The following is a 16,148-nucleotide window of genomic DNA, read 5'->3' as shown; positions in this document are numbered from 1 at the left end:
ATGCGCACATCGACCTTCAGGGGCTGGGAACTGCCCAGACGCTCGAACTCGCCTTCCTGGACTACCCGCAGCAACTTTGTCTGAAGCTCCAACGGCAGTTCGCCAATTTCGTCCAGGAAGATAGTGGCGTCGTGGGCCAATTCAAACCGGCCGATTTTCCTTGACTGAGCCCCGGTAAAGGCGCCTTTTTCATGGCCGAAGAGTTCGCTTTCGATGAGGGTGGGGGAAAGGCTGGCGCAATCCACTTTGATCAGCGGCCGGTCCCGGCGAGGGCTGGCGCTGTGAATAGCACGGGCGAATAATTCTTTCCCGGTGCCGGTCTCCCCGAGAATCAGGACCGTGGTCCTACTGGGAGCTACTTGTTCGACCTTGTGCAGGACATATTTGAGCTCATTGCTGTTGCCGATAATGTGCTCAAAATCATGGGTTAGTTTGATTTCTTCCCGGAGATAGCGGTAGTCGGCCTGGAGTTGCTCTTTTAAGCGCGCGATCTCCAGTTCACCCTGTTTGCGCTCGGTTATGTCCTGGTTGCCGGCCCGGATGCCGATGAACTCCCCGGCATCGCCGGTCACGGGCTGGCAGACATGTTCAATCCAACGGATGGCGCCGTCGGCACGCTGAATGCGAAACTGGACTTCCCGGACTTCCGGGTCTTCCAGGGCATCACAGTCATGGGCATCCCAGCGGTCCCGGTCCTCGGGCAGGATGATTTCCCGTAAAAGATCCGGGCGGCTGAGGAGCTCTTCGGGCCGGTAACCTGAGATACGCTCACAGGAGGGCGAGACATAGCGCAGACTGCCGTCCAGGTTTTTCCAATACTCCCAGTTATAGGTGAAGTCGGCCACGACGCGGTATTTTAGTTCCGCCTGCTTCAATTCGATATCCGCCTGGGAGCGCCTCAAAGCGTTGGCAAACATTTCGCCAATGGGCCGAAGTTCCTGCACCAGGCCGGGAGGCCAGATTTTATGGGAGCGGAGTGCAGTCATGGAGAGGGTCCCCATGAAATTGCTGCCCATTCCCAAGGGAAAGACGACGAACGATTTGATTCCGGATGCCACCATGGACTGCCGATCGACCTGCGCCTCCTGCGGCAGCTCATCGGGGCGGGAAAAGACCACCGGCCTGCCATGCTGCAATTGACGCATTGTCCAGGGGAAGTGTTCCAGCAACGGCGTTACGGGCATTGGTTCGATTCCGGGAACGGCCCATACGTGGGTGGACACAAGATCATCCCGGTTGGCGGTAAATCGCCACATGCGGGCCCGGTCGGCCCCCAGGAACTCACCCAGCCGTTTCAGCCCCTGGATGATTGCCCGGTCCACCTCATGGGACTCCATTGCGACAAGTTCGGCTGACAGCTCGGCCAGTAATTTCTCAAAATCCAGGCGCCGGGACAGGGACCGCTCCACCCGGCGGCGCCGCACCAGTTCGATGAGGAGACCCACGGCAAGCAGGCAGAGCAGAGAAATTACCGTGGCGGCGCCCACGATCTCTCGCTTGTGTTTTTCCCACAAAGAAGGTTCTTTAAACCGGACCAGGCTGCCGGCGGGCAAGTCCCCCTCCTTGAGGCCCCAACGCTCAAGCTGCCGCCAATCGAACGCGTAAAAATTGGCCTCCTCCCAAACGGCGGGAATATTCTCCGGCTTTTCGCCGTTCAGCACCCTGCGCCCCATTTCTCCCGCCAGGCGGCCCTGTTCCGTGAAGCTTGTGAGATGACCGCCGACAATCCCCTGGCCCAACAGGTTTTCCCAGAGGCCAAAAACGGGGGCATTGGCCGCCTGTGCCACGCGCCCCGCGACTTCCCGAGGCACGAAGGCCTGACCTGTGCTGTCGCTGAACACCGAGAGGTAAAGGACGAGCGTTTGGGGGGGAAGGTTTTCGAGCTGTTTGAGAATTTCCGGTAACGGCAGATCGGTCAAGAAGGTGATTTCGAACCGGCCTTCGTAAGGGCGCAGAGCTTCGCGAGCGATATTCTGGTAGTTCCTTTCAACTTTGCTGGCCCCCCCTACCAGCACCACGCGCCGGGTTCCGGGCTGGAGTTTCAGGGCTGCTGCCAGGGTGCCCTGCACGTCTACCCAGCCCATCACGCCGGTGCTGTTTGGTGGTGGTTTCAGGGCCTCAAGCTGCAGTTTGGGAACATAGCAAAAGACGATCGGGGTGCCGGGAAAGAGTGTGTTGGCATGGGCTTTTATAAAAGAAAAGGCTGAGCTTCCCACCGGGATGAGGAGATCGATTTTTTGATGGCGATACTTGACCCGTAATAAGTTGACAAGGCTTTGAATGTAGGAATCGTCGGCGAAATTTACCAGGTCCAGGAATTCCGTGTAGAATTCTAAGGGTTTTGCCTTTGTGCCTTTTAAAGCCGCGCGGATGCCCTTATCCCACTCGAAGATGGCGGGCAGCATCGATTGATAGGCATAAACCAAGAGGACTTTTTTGGCCGGTGGCGGAGGCGCTCCCTGAACGTCATGCTGGGCCAGGAGCAATGCCAGGCAACTGAGCAGCAAAAAGAGGCCTGGTAAAAAAATCTTTCTGGCTCGTGCAGTCATGAGCATAGGTTAACCCTGCAACGTTACTTTTTCATGACCGATCGCTTCCCGTAGGCGTTGTCGTCGATGTGACACATAGGACCGATGATTCCGGGTTTGAACCCGGAGGATCTGCTCGATCAGGGTTTCAACGCCGAACACCGCGGCCTGTTTTGGACTAGTCCGCTCGAAGATGATCTAATCCAGGCCGTTTTCGATGGTTTTCCGGCGCATGGAATAGAAAGATGCTTCCGGAACAGCCACGGCCAGCCCTGTTCGAGTATCTGTCGCCGTTTGGGGCTTGGATAGCCCCATGAGACGACTCCCTTTTCCGCTTGTTTTCGGCCGTTGTTTCCTTGCGAAGCCGCTGCTGCACTCTCCGGCCGACTGCCCGGGTGCCCGGAAGCGGCAGAAACCCGACACGGAAATGATCGCAGAGGGCCGCTGCGCCTGGCCCGTGCGCCTCTCAGGGGTGCGTGTCGAGGGGGCCTTCGCACTCCGGCATCGTGTTCGGAATCCGGTAGAGCAGCAGCAGTCCGAAGATCATGGCGAATATCTCACCGCCGAGGGTCAGGATCATGGAGAGCAGGTTGATCATGTCCACCGCCGACACCCATGTGGCAACTCCGTCAAGCGTGGTCTGGAAGGTTGGCAACCCCGCCTGGGGTGCCGAAAGGAAGTAGAAGAGCAGTGTTCCCACCTCAAAGAGCACCACCAGGAAGGAGAAGACGAGCGCCAGGCTGGTCGCCGCGAGACCCGTCCCCACTTTCCGGCGCAGGGAGGCTTCGTTGAGCTCCGCCCCCGGCGCCTCCAGGCGAATGGCAATCCGGGTGTAGCGGTAAAACCAAAAGGTGATAAAGACCAGGAGCGCCAGGCCCATGGTGGAAAAGAACTGCACGAAGGGCAGTCCGGAGCGGTGGGTGCCGGACGGCCGGTCCGAGAAAATAAAGGTGTAGATCATGATGATGACGGGGACCGCGCCCATCAGGATCAGCGACCAAAAACCACCCCAGCCGTAGCGTGCAAAGGCCTTGGCAACACGATCGGTTTTCGATGGCCGCAGACTTTCAGTTACATTTTCGGGCATCATAGGGTTCCTCATCAAGAAGGGTTGGGGATTCATTTAGTGGAATACAGAAGACGCCACGGCCGACGGTTGAATCGGCCAAGCATCGTCATATTGGAAGCGGTCCATCTCCCGCTGAATCACGAAAGTCCAGCGGCGTTTCGGCACTTCGGGCCGGGCCGCCGCTGGAGGAAGGCTGACTGTGAATCGCGTTGCCCCGTTACGCATCCGCCAAAACCAGATTGGGGGCTGCGTTAGCCGAGGCTGCGGTGATTCAACCCTCGATCACCTTGCGCAGCATCTCTTCGTCGTCCGTGCTGAGGGAGGTCTTGAGGACCTTGCCCTTGCCATGAAAGCTCTTCAGGCGGTCCAGGACCTTGTCCTGGGTGGCCTCGCGGAAGAGCAGGAAAAGGGCCGATGACCCGGGGGTGAAGGCCTCGCTGAACTCCTTCATGAAGCTGTCGCTGATGCCGATGTCGGTCAGTTTGCCGCTGATGGCGCCGGCGCCGGCGCCCACCGCGGCCCCCAGCAGCGGGTTGAGAAATATAAGCCCGATCAGCATGCCCCAGAAGCTGCCGCCCGCGGCGCCGGTCAGGGTCAGGTTGACGGCCTGATGCAGCTTGACCTTGCCCTTTTCGTTCTTGGTTACCACCACCACGTCGTCCATTTTGATGAGGTACTCTTTCTGCATCTTGGCCAGTTCCGCCCGCATCTCAAACGCGGTGGCCTCGTCGGGAAATTCGATTACCACCAGCTGCGCCATGATGACCTCCTGTTCGTTGTTGGTTGTGATGGGTTCTGAAACTGCGGATTTCACGACCGTCGGCTTGTTGTCGGGCTTCCACTGGGAGATGCCCGAAACCCCGCGGTCACCCGGATTGGCCTCCCCCGGATGCTTTTTTTCATTCTAAGGCGTAAGTGCCCCCCGGGCAAGGCGGCCCCGCGTTTTTGGTCATGGCTGGGGCGGACGCGCCCCGCCCGCGCTCTCGGCGCCATCGCCGCCGGTCTTGCTCAGCCACGCCAGTACGCGCTCCTCCAGGTAGGCGTAAAACGGGTCGTGCCGGAGGCGCAGCAGCCAGTCGGAAGAGAGCTTCAACAGGCCGCGCTCGCCCTGAATGGCCATCTGGCCGAGAAAGAGAACGTCCTCGTTGTCCGGCGGGCGCTGGCCGTAGAGTGGGTCGTCGGGCGGAAAGGGCAGTGCCACGTGGGAGAGCGAGATCACCCCCGCCGGCCAGGCCAGGTCCAGGGGCTCGTCCGGAAACGCCTCCCCGGAGAAGGGCGCCTGCCGGCGGGCGACCACCGCGACGCTTTCCGGGTTCTGGTTGGTGACCAGGGTCACGGTGAACGGCAGGCTGTCGTCGCCCATCAACCGGGTGACCAGCGCCCGCGGGTCGGCGAACAGCAGCATCGACTTGGCGGCGCAGTGGTTGATGTCGAAGAGCACGATTTCGTGATGATGGGGGTCCAGCCGGCCCAGCAGGCGGTCCACCACCGCGTCCGTCGAAACGGTGGCGTCCGCGTTGGATTTGAACACCAGGGTCGGCGGCAGCACGCTCTCCGGGTGGGACCGTGCGCGGCCCTGGATGCGTTGGGCGACCGAGCGCGTCAGGCGGTGAACCTGTTCGCCGGCGTTGGTGGCAAAGGAGTTGTACTTGTAGGGGTCGAATTCCGGCTCGACCACCAGCCAGGCGAGGCTGCCCAGGCCGGGCAGGACCGCCAGCCGGCGTTTCCACTTGGCCAGCGCCGCCGCCGGGTGCAGGCCGATCGCCGGGGAGATCAGCACCAGGCTGGCCGGCACCGGCGCGCTCCGCCCGTCCAGGGCGTCCAGGGCGAAGTCCAGGGCAAGGGTGGCGCCGGTGGAATAGCCGATGATATGGATCGGCTTCTCGCCGAGCTTGGCCGCCAGGTGGGCCATGCCCAGCCGGACGGCGGCGGCCATGTCCTCCCAGTGGATGCTGAGCAGCCCCGAGGGGGCCGTGCCGTGGCCGGGCAGGCGCAGGCCGACCACCCAGAAATGGTGCTGGTTCAGGCTTTGGCCGATCGCCCTGAGGCTGTAGGGGGAGTCCGACATCCCGTGCAGGAGCAGGACCCCGCCGGCAGGCGCTTCGGCTGTCAGTTCGAAGCTGCGGTTCCAGTTGGGTTGGCTGCCCAGGGGGTCGGCGGCGCTGCCCCGGCTGTAGCGTACCAGCGCCTGGGTCGGGCCGGTGGGGGTCTGCGCGACGACCTCTTTCTCCAGCTGGGCGAACAACCGCTCCTCCAGCCGCCGGTAGTCCTCGAAGGTTCGAACCTCATCGGCCTTGCGGGTGCTGAATTCGGCGGTCAGCGCTTCGGTGTGCCAGGGCTCCAAGGGCAGGCCGGTGCAGCCCTGGACGACAAGCGCGGCGGCGCCCGCCAAGGCGATCAACACGCCCCATCGGAGGCGAAGCGGCAGGCGTATGGTCCCACAGGCGGTGCGTGTCATAGGTTCTCCGGCTAGCGACCGCGGGTCAGGATCCAGTAGATCGTGCCGTTGGGGGCCTGGACCGCGTAGATCAGGCGGCTGCGGGGGGTTTCGGTGTTGGTCAGACGCAGGAAGACGTCGTCGAAAAACTCCGGCGTTTCCAGGCTGAAATTGTGGAAGTTGCGGGTGCGGTTGACCGGCGTGACATCCACCACGGTGACCTCCTCGCTGTCCGGGTCGTGGTCCACCACCCGCGCGGCCGCTTCCAGCTCGCTGGGGCTCAGGGTGCTTTCCCCCCGCCGCCGGCCGCGGTTGAGGAGGCGGCTGGCCACCAGGGCCCGGTCGTTGGAGGAGACGTAGATCGTGGTTTTGCGGGCCAGGGCCTTGAGGGCCTGCTGAAAATGGGCGTCGAACTCCTCGAAGTCGACGTCCGGTGCGGTCAGCATGACATCGGCGATCTCGGTCTCGGCATCGGCCAGGTCCGCCTGCTCGTAGAGCAGCCGGAAGGCGTCGACGGCCACCTGTGCCCCCATGCTGTTGGCGATCAGCCACAGCCGCTCGGGCTGGATCTCGCGAATGATCAGCTCCAGGGTGCGGGCCAGCTCCGCCCCGGAGGCTTTGGCCACCCGTTGCGCCCGCCGGTAGCCCGCCGGTGAGCTGCCCTGGTTGCCGGGCCAGTCGAAGAGGAGCACCGGCGTGTTGATGTCCAGCACGTGGCCCAAAAACGTGGTCTTGCGGAGAGCCGAGGGAAAGGCCTCGCGGAACCCGTGCACCACCATCAAGAGCGCGCGGTAGGGGGATTCCTGAACGAGCTGTTGCACCTGGGCGACGAATGCCGATTGATCAAGCGTTTGCACCGCCTTGAGCTTGATCTCCTCGTTCTGGAACCACTCGGTGGGGTTGATGATCATCCCCAGGCCCAGGGAGGGCTCGATCTTGACGTCAAAAAACCCGAATTTGAGGGCCTCCTCGCGCTCGGTCCCGAAGCGCTCCTCCAGCGACCCTTCATCGCCCTCCGCACGGCGGTTGGTGACGAAAAAAAAACGGTACTCGCCCTGCTGGTTGAGCTGCGCGACCTGCATGCGGCGAAACAAAAAGGCCTCGGCGCGCTGCAGGGCGCTGACCGTGGAGGCAAAATAGACTTGGTAGAACCAGACCCCCAGCCCCGCCAAAACCACCAGGCAGACCCCGAAACCGATCAGCAGGCGGCGTTTGAAGTGGGTCAAGGTATCTCCTGCGCACCGGTACGGTGCGGTTTCATGTCTATGGGCTAGATGATGACCACCCCCGCGGCGGATGGCAAAAAAAAGGTCGCAAGAGAGGCCGCGCGCTGGCCAAACCAGGCCTTTGGGGCGGGAAATGTAAGGAAATCGTTAAAAACGCGCCGAAAACCGCCAGCGGTCATTTAAATGGATCTCAATACTATTGCTTAGCTCTACTTGTCAAGTCAGTAAATCGCGCCGAAGGGCGCACTGCGGTCGGCGGCAGGCGGCCGCAGAGGGGAGGTTGAGGTTGTCGGCGGTGGGGTGACGGGCGGGTTTAATCCGACGGATGCTGCCGCCGTTAGGAATGGGCCCCCAATTTGACTTGATTGTTCCCAGCGAAATAGTTACTAAATGACTGTCAGTTCTTGAAACAGCCGCAAGGCGACCACCGCCCGCATCCAATCGAAGAAGGGGTCGAACATGAATGCAAATAGGATCGTTTGCTCACTGACCGCTTTATACTTTGTCCTGGCCGTGGGCTGTGCCTCCGAAACCGGCGGCACCTTCTCGTCCAACCAGGCCCGGGTTGCACAGTCGGTTTCTTTCGGGACCATCACCCATCTGGCCAATGCCACCATCGAGAACAATCCCAGCGGGTTCGGCGCCGCCGCCGGCGGTGTCGCCGGCGGTGTGGTCGGCAGCACCATCGGCAGCGGGCGCGGCAGCACCCTGGCCGCCGTGGCCGGCGCCCTGCTGGGCGCCGGTGCCGGGCAATTGGCGGAGGGGGCCGCGCGCAGAAGCCCGGCCCTGGAGATCACCGTGCGGCTTGAAAACGGCCAGATGATTTCGGTGGTGCAGGAGCTCGGCGCCGAGGAGCGGACGTTTGCCGTCGGGGACCCGGTGCGGGTGCTGCGCGGCGCCGACGGCTCCACCCGGGTGCGCCGATAGTCACCGTTGCGGCCGGGAGGCCTCAGGCGCGCCGCTGCAGCACGCCCAGGGTTCCGGTCATGGGCAGTGCGTCGAACCGCCCGCTGGCGCGGGCGATCGCGTAGACCTCGCGCGGTGCCTGGCCGCCCGCGGCGGGGTCCAAAAATATGTCGTGGATCAGCAGATAGCCGCCCGGCATGAGATGCCCGGTCCAGGCGCGGTAGTCGCCGTGGGCCGCCTCGAAGCTGTGGCCGCCGTCGATGAAGACCAGGGAAAGCGGTGTGGCCCACCCCCGCGCGGCCAGGGCCGAGGGGCAGACCAGGGGCACCACCGTGCCCTCCAGGCCCGCCGCCGCCAGGGTCCTGCGAAAGGCGGGGAAGGTGTCCACGCAGCCGCTGGCGGAATCAAAGAGTTCGGGGTCGAAGTAGGCCTCGCCGGGCTGCTGCTCCTCCGAGCCGCGGTGGTGATCCACCGAGAAGAGAACCCCCCCGTTTTGGCGGCAGCCGCAGCCCAGATAGACGGTGGATTTGCCGCAGTAGCTGCCGATCTCCAGGCAGGGGCCTTGCCTGCTGGCCGCCGCGGCGAGCTCGAAGAGGCGGCGCCCCTCCAGCGGATCCAGAAACCCCTTGACCGATGCTGCCAGACGGTCAGGGCATCTCATCATACCCCCGTGCCAGCACCTCGCGCGGCTTGACGCCGTCCGAGGGCCCCACCACCCCCTCCTTTTCCATGGTTTCGATGATCCGCGCCGCCCGGTTGTAGCCGATGCGCAAGTGGCGCTGGACCATCGAGATCGAAGCCTGCCCCGTGCGGGTCACCAGGGCCAAGGCCTCGTCGTAGCGCTCGTCGAAGTCCGCGGGGGCCTCCGCCTCGTTCTGGGCCTCGGCGGCGCCCTCCACCACGGCCGCGTCGTAGTCGGGCTTCTGCTGGGCGCGCAAAAACGAGGTGATCCGCTCCAGCTCCGCCTCGGAGATGTAGGCGCCGTGAATCCGCTGGAGCTTGGCGGTGCCCGGCGGCATGAAGAGCATGTCGCCGTTGCCCAGCAGGTTTTCCGCGCCGTTGGTGTCGATGATGGTGCGCGAATCGATTTTCGATGACACCTGAAAGGTCAGGCGGGTGGGAAAGTTGGCCTTGATGATCCCGGTGAGGACATCCACCGACGGGCGCTGGGTGGCGAGAATCAGGTGGATGCCGGCGGCCCGGGCCATTTGGGCGAGGCGGGTCAGGGCCACCTCCACGTCCCGCGAGGCCACCATCATCAGGTCGGCCAACTCGTCGATGATGATCACGATCAGCGGCAGCCTGGTCGGGGGCGGCGCCTGGTCCGCGTCGGCTTCCGGCGGCGGCTCCTTTTCGATTTTCTGGTTGTACTGGTGGATGTTTTTGGCCTGAAAGCGCGACAGCAGCTCGTAGCGGTGCTCCATCTCGCGAACCGCCCAGAAGAGGGCGTTGGTGGCCTTGCTGACATCGGTGACCACCGGGGTGATCAGGTGGGGGATGCCGTCGTAGAGGGAGAGCTCGATGCGCTTGGGGTCCACCATGATCAGGCGGATGTCCTCGGGGGTCGAGCGGTAGAGGAAGCTGCAGATCATGGCGTTGAGGGCCACGCTTTTGCCGGCCCCGGTGGCGCCGGCGATCAAGAGGTGCGGCATCTTCTCGAGGTCCGTCACCACCGGGTTGCCGACGATGTCCTTGCCCAGGCAGAGGGGCAGTTTGGAGCGCGACTTTTCGAACACCCGGGAGCCGACGACCTCCTTGAAGCAGACCATCTCGCGGTCCTCGTTGGGGACCTCGATCCCGATCACGGATTTCCCCGGAATGGCCACCGTCCGGATGCTGAGGGCCCGCAGGGCCAGGGCCAGGTCGTCGGAGAGGTTGACGATCTTATTGATCTTGACCCCCGGCGCGGGCTCGTACTCATAGGTGGTGATCACCGGTCCGGGGGTGACCGCCACCACCTTGCCGTTGACCCCGAAATCCTCGAGTTTCTTCTCGATCAACTGGGATTGGGCCCGCAGGTTGTCGGAGTTGACCTTGGCCGAGCGCTCGGGCGGGTCCTCCAGAAAGGCGAGCGCCGGCAGGCGGAAATCGCCCTCCTGGTGCATGAACGCGAATTCCTCCTGCTGGGGGGCCGGCAGGCTCTTGGGGGGCGGCGGCGGGGGGGCCTTGATCTCGATCGGCGCCGCTTTCTGGACCACCGGCCGGCGCCGGTTGCCCGCCCGGCGGCGCTGCCGCTCCTCCCGGCGGACCTGCCACTGCAGCCGCAGCTGGCTCAGGCCCTCGCCGCAGCGCAGCGCTAGTTGCCAGGCCCGTCCGGCGAAGGCCAGGAGCGAGAACCCGGTGGCCATGATGAAACCCACCAGCCACAGCAGTGCCAGGATGACGGCCGCGCCGGTGGCATTGGCGTAGCGCACCAGCAAAGACTTCAGCGGAATGCCGAGAATGCCGCCGGCGGAGAAGCGGCTGCCGAAGACCTCGTAGTGGTCCTGCTGCAGGGCCATCAGGCTGCCGCTGGTGACCACCAGCAGCAGGCCGCCGATCAACACCCCGGCCAGGGTGCGGGCGGGCCGGCTGCCGAAGAAGTGCAGGCTGGAAAAGAGCAACAGCAGCGGCAGCCAGAAGGCGCCCAGACCGAAGAGGCCCACCAGCAGGCCGGCCAGGTGGGCGCCCACCAGGCCGAAGAGGTTGAGGATCTCGCCTTCGGCGCGGGCGTTGTGGATCGAGGGGTCGTCGGGGCTGTAAGATAGCAGGCTGGTGAGGGTCAGGATGACCAGGAAAAAGAGGAAAATCCCGATGATTTCCTTGCGCATCAGGCTGGGTGCTGGGGCGGTTTTTTTGACGTCTGCTCGTGCCACGGGTAAGCGTCTTCCAGTCTCGGCCGGGGTCTAAATCTCTAAGATGAACGGCAGTATCACCGGCCGGCGCTTGATGGCGAAGGTGAAGTACTGCCGCAGGGCGGTCTGCACCATGGCGCGGATGGTGGCCAGGCGGTTGGGGGTCTCCGGGCTGATCTCGTCTACGATTTCGAGGATGACGCACTTGGCGTCCTCCAGCAGGTGGCCGGTGGCGGTTTCGAAGACAAACCCGCGGGAGACGATTTCCGGCCCGTAGACGATGATCCCGGTTTCCTCGTCAAAGGCCATGTTGACCACCACCAACCCCTCCTCGGACAGAACCCGGCGCTGCTTGAGCACGCTGCGGCCCACGTCCCCGACCCCCTTGCCGTCGATCAGGACCCGGCCGGTGTCGACCTCGCCCAGGATGCGGCCGCCGTCCGCGTCGAAGCCGACGGTCTGGCCGTTTTCGGCCAGCAGCACGCGCTCCCTGGGGATCCCGACCTGCTGGGCCAGCCGGGAGTGGAGAACCAGGTGCCGGTACTCGCCGTGGATCGGAATGAAGTAGCGCGGGCGGGTCAGGCTGATCATCAGCTTGAGCTCCTCCTGAAAGGCGTGGCCCGAAACGTGGATCATCGAGATCTTTTCGTAGATGACATCCGCCCCCCGGCGGTACAGCTGGTTGATCATGCCGGCGATGGCCTTCTCGTTGCCCGGGATGAATTTGGAGGACAGAATGACCGTGTCGCCGTTTTTGATCCGGATGTGCTTGTGGCTGCCGGTGGCCATCCGCGCCAGGGCGGACATCGGCTCGCCCTGGCTGCCGGTGGTGATGATGATGATCTCGTTGTCGGGGTGCTCGGCGAGTTCCTCGACGCCGATGGTCATCTCCGGCGGCAGGCTCAGGTAGCCCAGCTGCCGGGCGATGCCGACGCTGATCTCGATGCTTCGACCGTCGATGACCACCTTGCTGCCGCGCTGCCGGGCGATGTCGATCACCTGCTGGATCCGTCCGATGCTGGAGGCGAAGAGCACCACGATGGTGCGGCCGCTGCCGGCGGTGATGATTCTGGTCAGGGTCTCGCCGATCTCGCGGTCGGAGATCGTGTAGCCCTCCTTTTCCACGTTGGTGGAGTCCGAGAGCAGCGCCAGCACCCCTTCCTGGCCCAGGCAGGCGAACTTGTTGAGGTCGGTGCGCATGCCGCCGACGGCGTCGTGGCCGATTTTGAAATCGCCGGTGTGGATCACGATCCCCAGGGGCGTGCGGAAGGCCACCCCGACCCCCCCCACGACGCTGTGGCAGACGTCGATGAATTCGAGCTCGAAGGCCCCCAGCCGCAGCGGCGCCGCGCTGGAGATGGCCTGCAGGCGGGCGGCCTGCAGCATGTCGCGCTCTTGCAGCTTGTGGCGCACCAGCCCCAAGGTGAAGGGGGTGCCGTAAATCGGGACGTTGACCTCGCGCAGCAGGTAGGGCAGCGCCCCGATGTGGTCCTCATGGCCGTGGGTCAGGACGATGCCGCAGACTTTGGCGGCGTTGCGGCGGATGAAGTCCAGGTCGGGGATCACGATGTCCACCCCGAGCATGTAGTCCTCGGGGAACATCAGGCCCGCATCGACGATCACCATCGTCTCGCCGTATTCAAAGACCATCATGTTGAGCCCGATTTCGCCCAACCCGCCCAGTGGAATAATTTTCAGCATGCCGGTCGCTTCCTACCCCTTCCCATAAAAGCCCTCGCAAATGGCCCGGCGGACCGCCGCGATCAGGTCCTCCTTGGACTTGCGCGTGTAAGCGGTGGTGTCGATGGGGGCCAGGATTTCAAGACTCACCCGGCCGGGCCGTATCCGCAGGCGCTCTTTGGGCATGATCGAGCGGGTGCCGCGGATCACCACCGGCACGATGGGGACCCCGGCATCAAGGGCCAGGATGAAGCCGCCCTTCTTGAACGGCCGGATCTGGCCGTCCAAGCTGCGCGTGCCCTCAGGAAAGATCAGGACCGACACGCCGCCGCGGATGATCTGGGCGGCTCGCTTGAGGCTTAGAAAGGCCGAGCGGCGGTCCGAGCGGTTGATGCTGATGTATCCCACGCGCTGCATGGCGTAGCCGAAAAAAGGAATTTTGAAGAGCTCCTCCTTGGCCAGCCAGCGGAACTGAACTTTGAGGTACGCCAGCAGGACGGGGATGTCGAAATTGCTCTGGTGATTGGACATGAAGATATAGGATTTCGCCGGGTCGATTCTCTCCATGCCCGTGACCCGGACCCGAATGCCGCTGGCGGCCAGAATCGAGCGGCCCCAGAGGCGGGCCGAGAGGTGGGAAAGGTTCCCGCTGGTCCCCACCAGGGAGAGCAGAATGGACAGGTAACTGAAAATAACCGTGACAAAAACCGTCCAAAGCGCAATTGCAATCGTCTGCAGCATGGAGATATCCCCGGGTTGGTGGGCTTGGCGGCAAGCCGCGGCGCCGCGCCGGCGGTTGTTCCGAAACTCCGGCAGGGCTGTTTCGAAAGGCCGCGGCCGGGGTCGGGTCTGGTTTCAGGCCACCAGCCCCAGATGGTCGAAAACGGCGTCGATGTAGCGAATCAGCCAGTTGCGCTGGGCTTCGGTGGCGAAGCCCATGCACTCGCAACGCAGCTTGCGGCGCGTGCGGACGAGCAGCTCGCAGGCCAGGTGGTCGGCTTCGAGGGTCAGCGTCAAAAAATGGGGCCGGCAATCCGTGTGACGTGCCTGCAGGTCGCTGCAGACCCGCTCGTCCAGCGGCAGCCAGTAGACCCCGGGCAGATTGGCGGCTTCCAGATTCTGGTCCAGATAGTCTTTCAGACGCTGGTGGTCCTGGGGTCGAAGTTCGTCGATAACATACTGTTTCATTGGTTAATTTCAGCTATCACAGTTTGTCGCGGCAGGCAAGTCGATTGTTTGCCGGAAGGGGTTCCCGGTGGGCCGGGGAACGCTCAAGTTTGCGGTTGGGCCGGACGATGGGTTAGCTTGAATCACGCGGCCGGCACCTCCGGGCGACCGGCCGCACGCCAACCCGACGGCGCGGCAGCGCGCTAGAAGCAAGTGAGAAGACATGAAAGTCCAATGCCCTTCCTGTTCCCAAACGTATAACATCCCCGAGGATCGTCTGCCAAAAGGAAAAATCATCGCATTTCCCTGCCCGGCCTGCAAGGCAAAAGTCCGCCTGGATTTGCGGCCCTGCGCTGATGTCGACCCGGAGGCGGCCGACGGGGCGGGCCTGGATGCCTGCATGTCAACGGCCCTCAAAGAGCGGATTCTCAAGAAACAGAGCGACCTGCCGTCCATGTTCCAGGTGGTCATGAAGGCCCGGGAGGTCATGGCCAACCCCAAAACCAGCTTCAACGATATCGCCGCCGTGCTGGAGACCGATCAGGCCCTGGCCGGGCGGGTGCTCAAAATGGCCAATTCGGCCTACTACGGCCTCAGCGGCATGGTCTCCTCGATTCAGCACGCCTCGGTGGTCCTGGGGTTTAAAACCCTCGAGGAGGTCATCACCCTGGCGGGCAGCACGAGTTTTCTGGGCAGTGGGCTGACCGGCTACGGCATCGATGCCGGCGGGCTGTGGCGCCATTCGCTGGCCGTGGCGGTGGGCTCAAAGACCATCGCCGCCGGCCGCAGCGGCGGCCTGCAGGAGCATGCCTTCACCGCCGGCCTGTTCCACGACGCCGGCAAAATCATCCTGGACCCCCACGTCCAGGAGCGCAAGGCCGATTTCGATGCGCTCCTGGCGGCGGTCGGGGGCAGCTGCTTCCAGGCCGAGCGCAAACTCTTCGGCTTCGACCACGCGGAACTCGCCGCCGAACTCTGCAAGCAGTGGCAGATCCCGGAGATTCAGGCCGTCGGGGTGGGGTTTCACCACAACCCATGCGGCGCCGGGGGCGAGGATCTGGCCTACATTCTGGAAGTGGCGGACCTGATTGCCCACATGACCGACGGTCCGGACGAGATCGACCCCTTCTGCTTCCAGGCCGCGGCCGGGTCGCTGGAACACCTGGGACTCCAACCCCAGGGGCTAGCCGAATTGGCGCAAACCGTGCGGGACGCCGTGCAGAAAATCACCGCCCAAATCGCCTGAGTACTGGCCGCCGCCAAATTCAGACGCCCGTCCGGCAGTTTGCCTGCCGCACGGGCGTTTGGCGTTTGCGGCCGGGGGGTGGTTCAGCGGCTGGGGGGAGGTGCGGCGCCTGTGTTTTGACCCTGGCGCTCGAGGGCTAGCATGGCCTGCTTGAGGGGGGTGCCGCCGCCGAAACTGCCGCACGACCCGTCGCTGCGGATCACCCGGTGGCAGGGAATCAGAATGGGGTAGGGGTTTTTGGCGAGGGCGGTGCCGGCCGCGCGCGCGGCCCTGGGGTTGCCCGCTGCCTGCGCCACCTCACGGTAGGTCCGCGTCTGGCCGTAGGGGATGCCCACGGTGGCCTTGAGGGTGGCCTGCTGCAGGGGGGTCAGCCCGCTGAGGTCCAGCCACTCCCAGTGGGGCCAGGCGGGGGCCGGCGGTCGGCCCTCGAAATAGTCCTGGATGGCCTGCGCCAGGGCCAGGGCGTCCGGGTGCCGGCCGGCCTCCGGGGCACCTGCCGCCTGCAGCCGGGCCCGCAGGTCGTCGCCGGGCTGGGGCAGCAGGATTTCCACCACGCCGAAAGGCTGGTCGCGGTAGATCACGGCCGCAAACCCCAGCGGGGTGTGGGCGATGACGTGCTGATGGTCTGGGGGCGGTTTCATCGTCGGCACCTGTCGGGTCCGGGAAAGCGAACGCTTTGGGGCGGGGGCGCTGGGTGGGGCGCAAAAAAACAACCTCCCCGGAGCGGATCCGGGGAGGTTCAAACCTGCCGGCTGATCAGATTTCCTCGACGGTGATGGCGCCGGGTTCGCAAACTTCCACGCAGCTTTCGCAGCCAAGGCATTCTTCGGCGTTGACCGGGCTGGACTTGCCGTCGACCATTTCAAACACTTCGACCGGGCAGACATCCACGCACTCTTCGCAGCCTTCGCACTTTTCTTCGTCCACAGTGGGAACAAAAGCCATTGGTGAGCCTCCTTTCTGGGTAAATTAATGGCGGGCTTCCGCCATTTGCTGGCAGAAAAAAGTCCTTATACCAATTCATAGGGGGAGTCAAGCTTTCACCGAAAAAAGCG

Annotated in this window: 14 protein-coding genes and 1 pseudogene; 3 read left to right on the top strand and 12 right to left on the bottom strand. The window is 63.8% G+C overall.

Annotation, left to right across the window (positions count from 1 at the left end; translation table 11 throughout):
* From LJE63_13505 to LJE63_13485, 5 genes are all read right to left on the bottom strand, one after another.
* A partial coding sequence (locus tag LJE63_13505) for a sigma 54-interacting transcriptional regulator (GenBank protein ID MCG6907623.1) occupies positions 1-917 on the bottom strand: 917 nt, incomplete at its 3' end.
* Between the two features lie 2,077 nt (positions 918-2,994).
* Positions 2,995-3,615 carry a DUF3611 family protein gene (locus tag LJE63_13500; GenBank protein MCG6907622.1) on the bottom strand — a complete coding sequence of 207 codons (621 nt, stop codon included), beginning with the start codon at positions 3,613-3,615 and terminating at the stop codon, positions 2,995-2,997.
* A 253-nt stretch (positions 3,616-3,868) separates the two neighbouring features.
* Complete coding sequence (locus tag LJE63_13495; GenBank protein MCG6907621.1) at positions 3,869-4,357, bottom strand: DUF1269 domain-containing protein; 489 nt, start codon at positions 4,355-4,357, stop codon at positions 3,869-3,871.
* Positions 4,358-4,546: 189 nt separating this feature from the next.
* Positions 4,547-6,055, bottom strand: coding sequence for an alpha/beta fold hydrolase (locus LJE63_13490; protein ID MCG6907620.1), 1,509 nt, complete (start codon positions 6,053-6,055; stop codon positions 4,547-4,549).
* Positions 6,056-6,066: 11 nt separating this feature from the next.
* The gene (locus LJE63_13485) at positions 6,067-7,260 is read right to left on the bottom strand and encodes an alpha/beta fold hydrolase (GenBank protein ID MCG6907619.1); all 1,194 of its coding nucleotides are present in this window, start codon (positions 7,258-7,260) and stop codon (positions 6,067-6,069) included.
* 459 nt (positions 7,261-7,719) lie between these two features.
* Between LJE63_13485 and LJE63_13480 the strand changes: the two genes are divergently transcribed.
* Positions 7,720-8,187 (top strand): glycine zipper 2TM domain-containing protein, encoded by a 468-nt coding sequence (locus LJE63_13480; protein MCG6907618.1) that lies wholly within the window; start codon positions 7,720-7,722, stop codon positions 8,185-8,187.
* A 22-nt stretch (positions 8,188-8,209) separates the two neighbouring features.
* Here LJE63_13480 and LJE63_13475 read toward each other — a convergent pair whose 3' ends face one another.
* The 5 genes from LJE63_13475 to LJE63_13455 form a co-directional block, all read right to left on the bottom strand.
* Positions 8,210-8,830, bottom strand: coding sequence for a class I SAM-dependent methyltransferase (locus tag LJE63_13475; GenBank protein MCG6907617.1), 621 nt, complete (start codon positions 8,828-8,830; stop codon positions 8,210-8,212).
* The gene (locus LJE63_13470; GenBank protein MCG6907616.1) at positions 8,814-10,976 is read right to left on the bottom strand and encodes a DNA translocase FtsK 4TM domain-containing protein; all 2,163 of its coding nucleotides are present in this window, start codon (positions 10,974-10,976) and stop codon (positions 8,814-8,816) included. The genes LJE63_13475 and LJE63_13470 overlap by 17 nt, the downstream gene beginning before the upstream one ends.
* A 75-nt stretch (positions 10,977-11,051) precedes the next feature.
* Complete coding sequence (locus tag LJE63_13465; GenBank protein MCG6907615.1) at positions 11,052-12,701, bottom strand: ribonuclease J; 1,650 nt, start codon at positions 12,699-12,701, stop codon at positions 11,052-11,054.
* 12 nt (positions 12,702-12,713) lie between these two features.
* A complete protein-coding gene (locus tag LJE63_13460; protein MCG6907614.1) occupies positions 12,714-13,421 on the bottom strand; it encodes a 1-acyl-sn-glycerol-3-phosphate acyltransferase in 708 nt (235 codons plus the stop codon).
* 114 nt (positions 13,422-13,535) lie between these two features.
* Complete coding sequence (locus LJE63_13455; GenBank protein ID MCG6907613.1) at positions 13,536-13,868, bottom strand: hypothetical protein; 333 nt, start codon at positions 13,866-13,868, stop codon at positions 13,536-13,538.
* Between the two features lie 202 nt (positions 13,869-14,070).
* On the opposite strand from LJE63_13455, the pseudogene LJE63_13450 reads away from it, so the two are divergent.
* Both LJE63_13450 and LJE63_13445 read left to right on the top strand, forming a co-directional pair.
* Positions 14,071-14,172: pseudogene (locus tag LJE63_13450) on the top strand (zinc-ribbon domain-containing protein).
* Between the two features lie 75 nt (positions 14,173-14,247).
* A complete protein-coding gene (locus LJE63_13445) occupies positions 14,248-15,093 on the top strand; it encodes an HDOD domain-containing protein (GenBank protein MCG6907612.1) in 846 nt (281 codons plus the stop codon).
* 83 nt (positions 15,094-15,176) lie between these two features.
* Here the strand turns inward: LJE63_13445 and LJE63_13440 are convergent, their stop codons facing one another.
* Together LJE63_13440 and LJE63_13435 are read right to left on the bottom strand one after the other, a co-directional pair.
* The gene (locus LJE63_13440) at positions 15,177-15,734 is read right to left on the bottom strand and encodes a methylated-DNA--[protein]-cysteine S-methyltransferase (GenBank protein MCG6907611.1); all 558 of its coding nucleotides are present in this window, start codon (positions 15,732-15,734) and stop codon (positions 15,177-15,179) included.
* Positions 15,735-15,849: 115 nt separating this feature from the next.
* Entirely contained in the window at positions 15,850-16,038 is a 189-nt protein-coding gene (locus LJE63_13435; GenBank protein MCG6907610.1) for a 4Fe-4S binding protein, read from the bottom strand.
* Between the last annotated feature and the right edge of the window lie 110 nt (positions 16,039-16,148).

It is taken from the genome of Desulfobacteraceae bacterium, from assembly GCA_022340425.1.
GTDB lineage: Bacteria > Desulfobacterota > Desulfobacteria > Desulfobacterales > JAABRJ01 > JAABRJ01.
The sequence above is the reverse complement of the archived record's forward strand: the minus strand, read 5'-3'. Positions and strand labels throughout refer to the sequence as shown.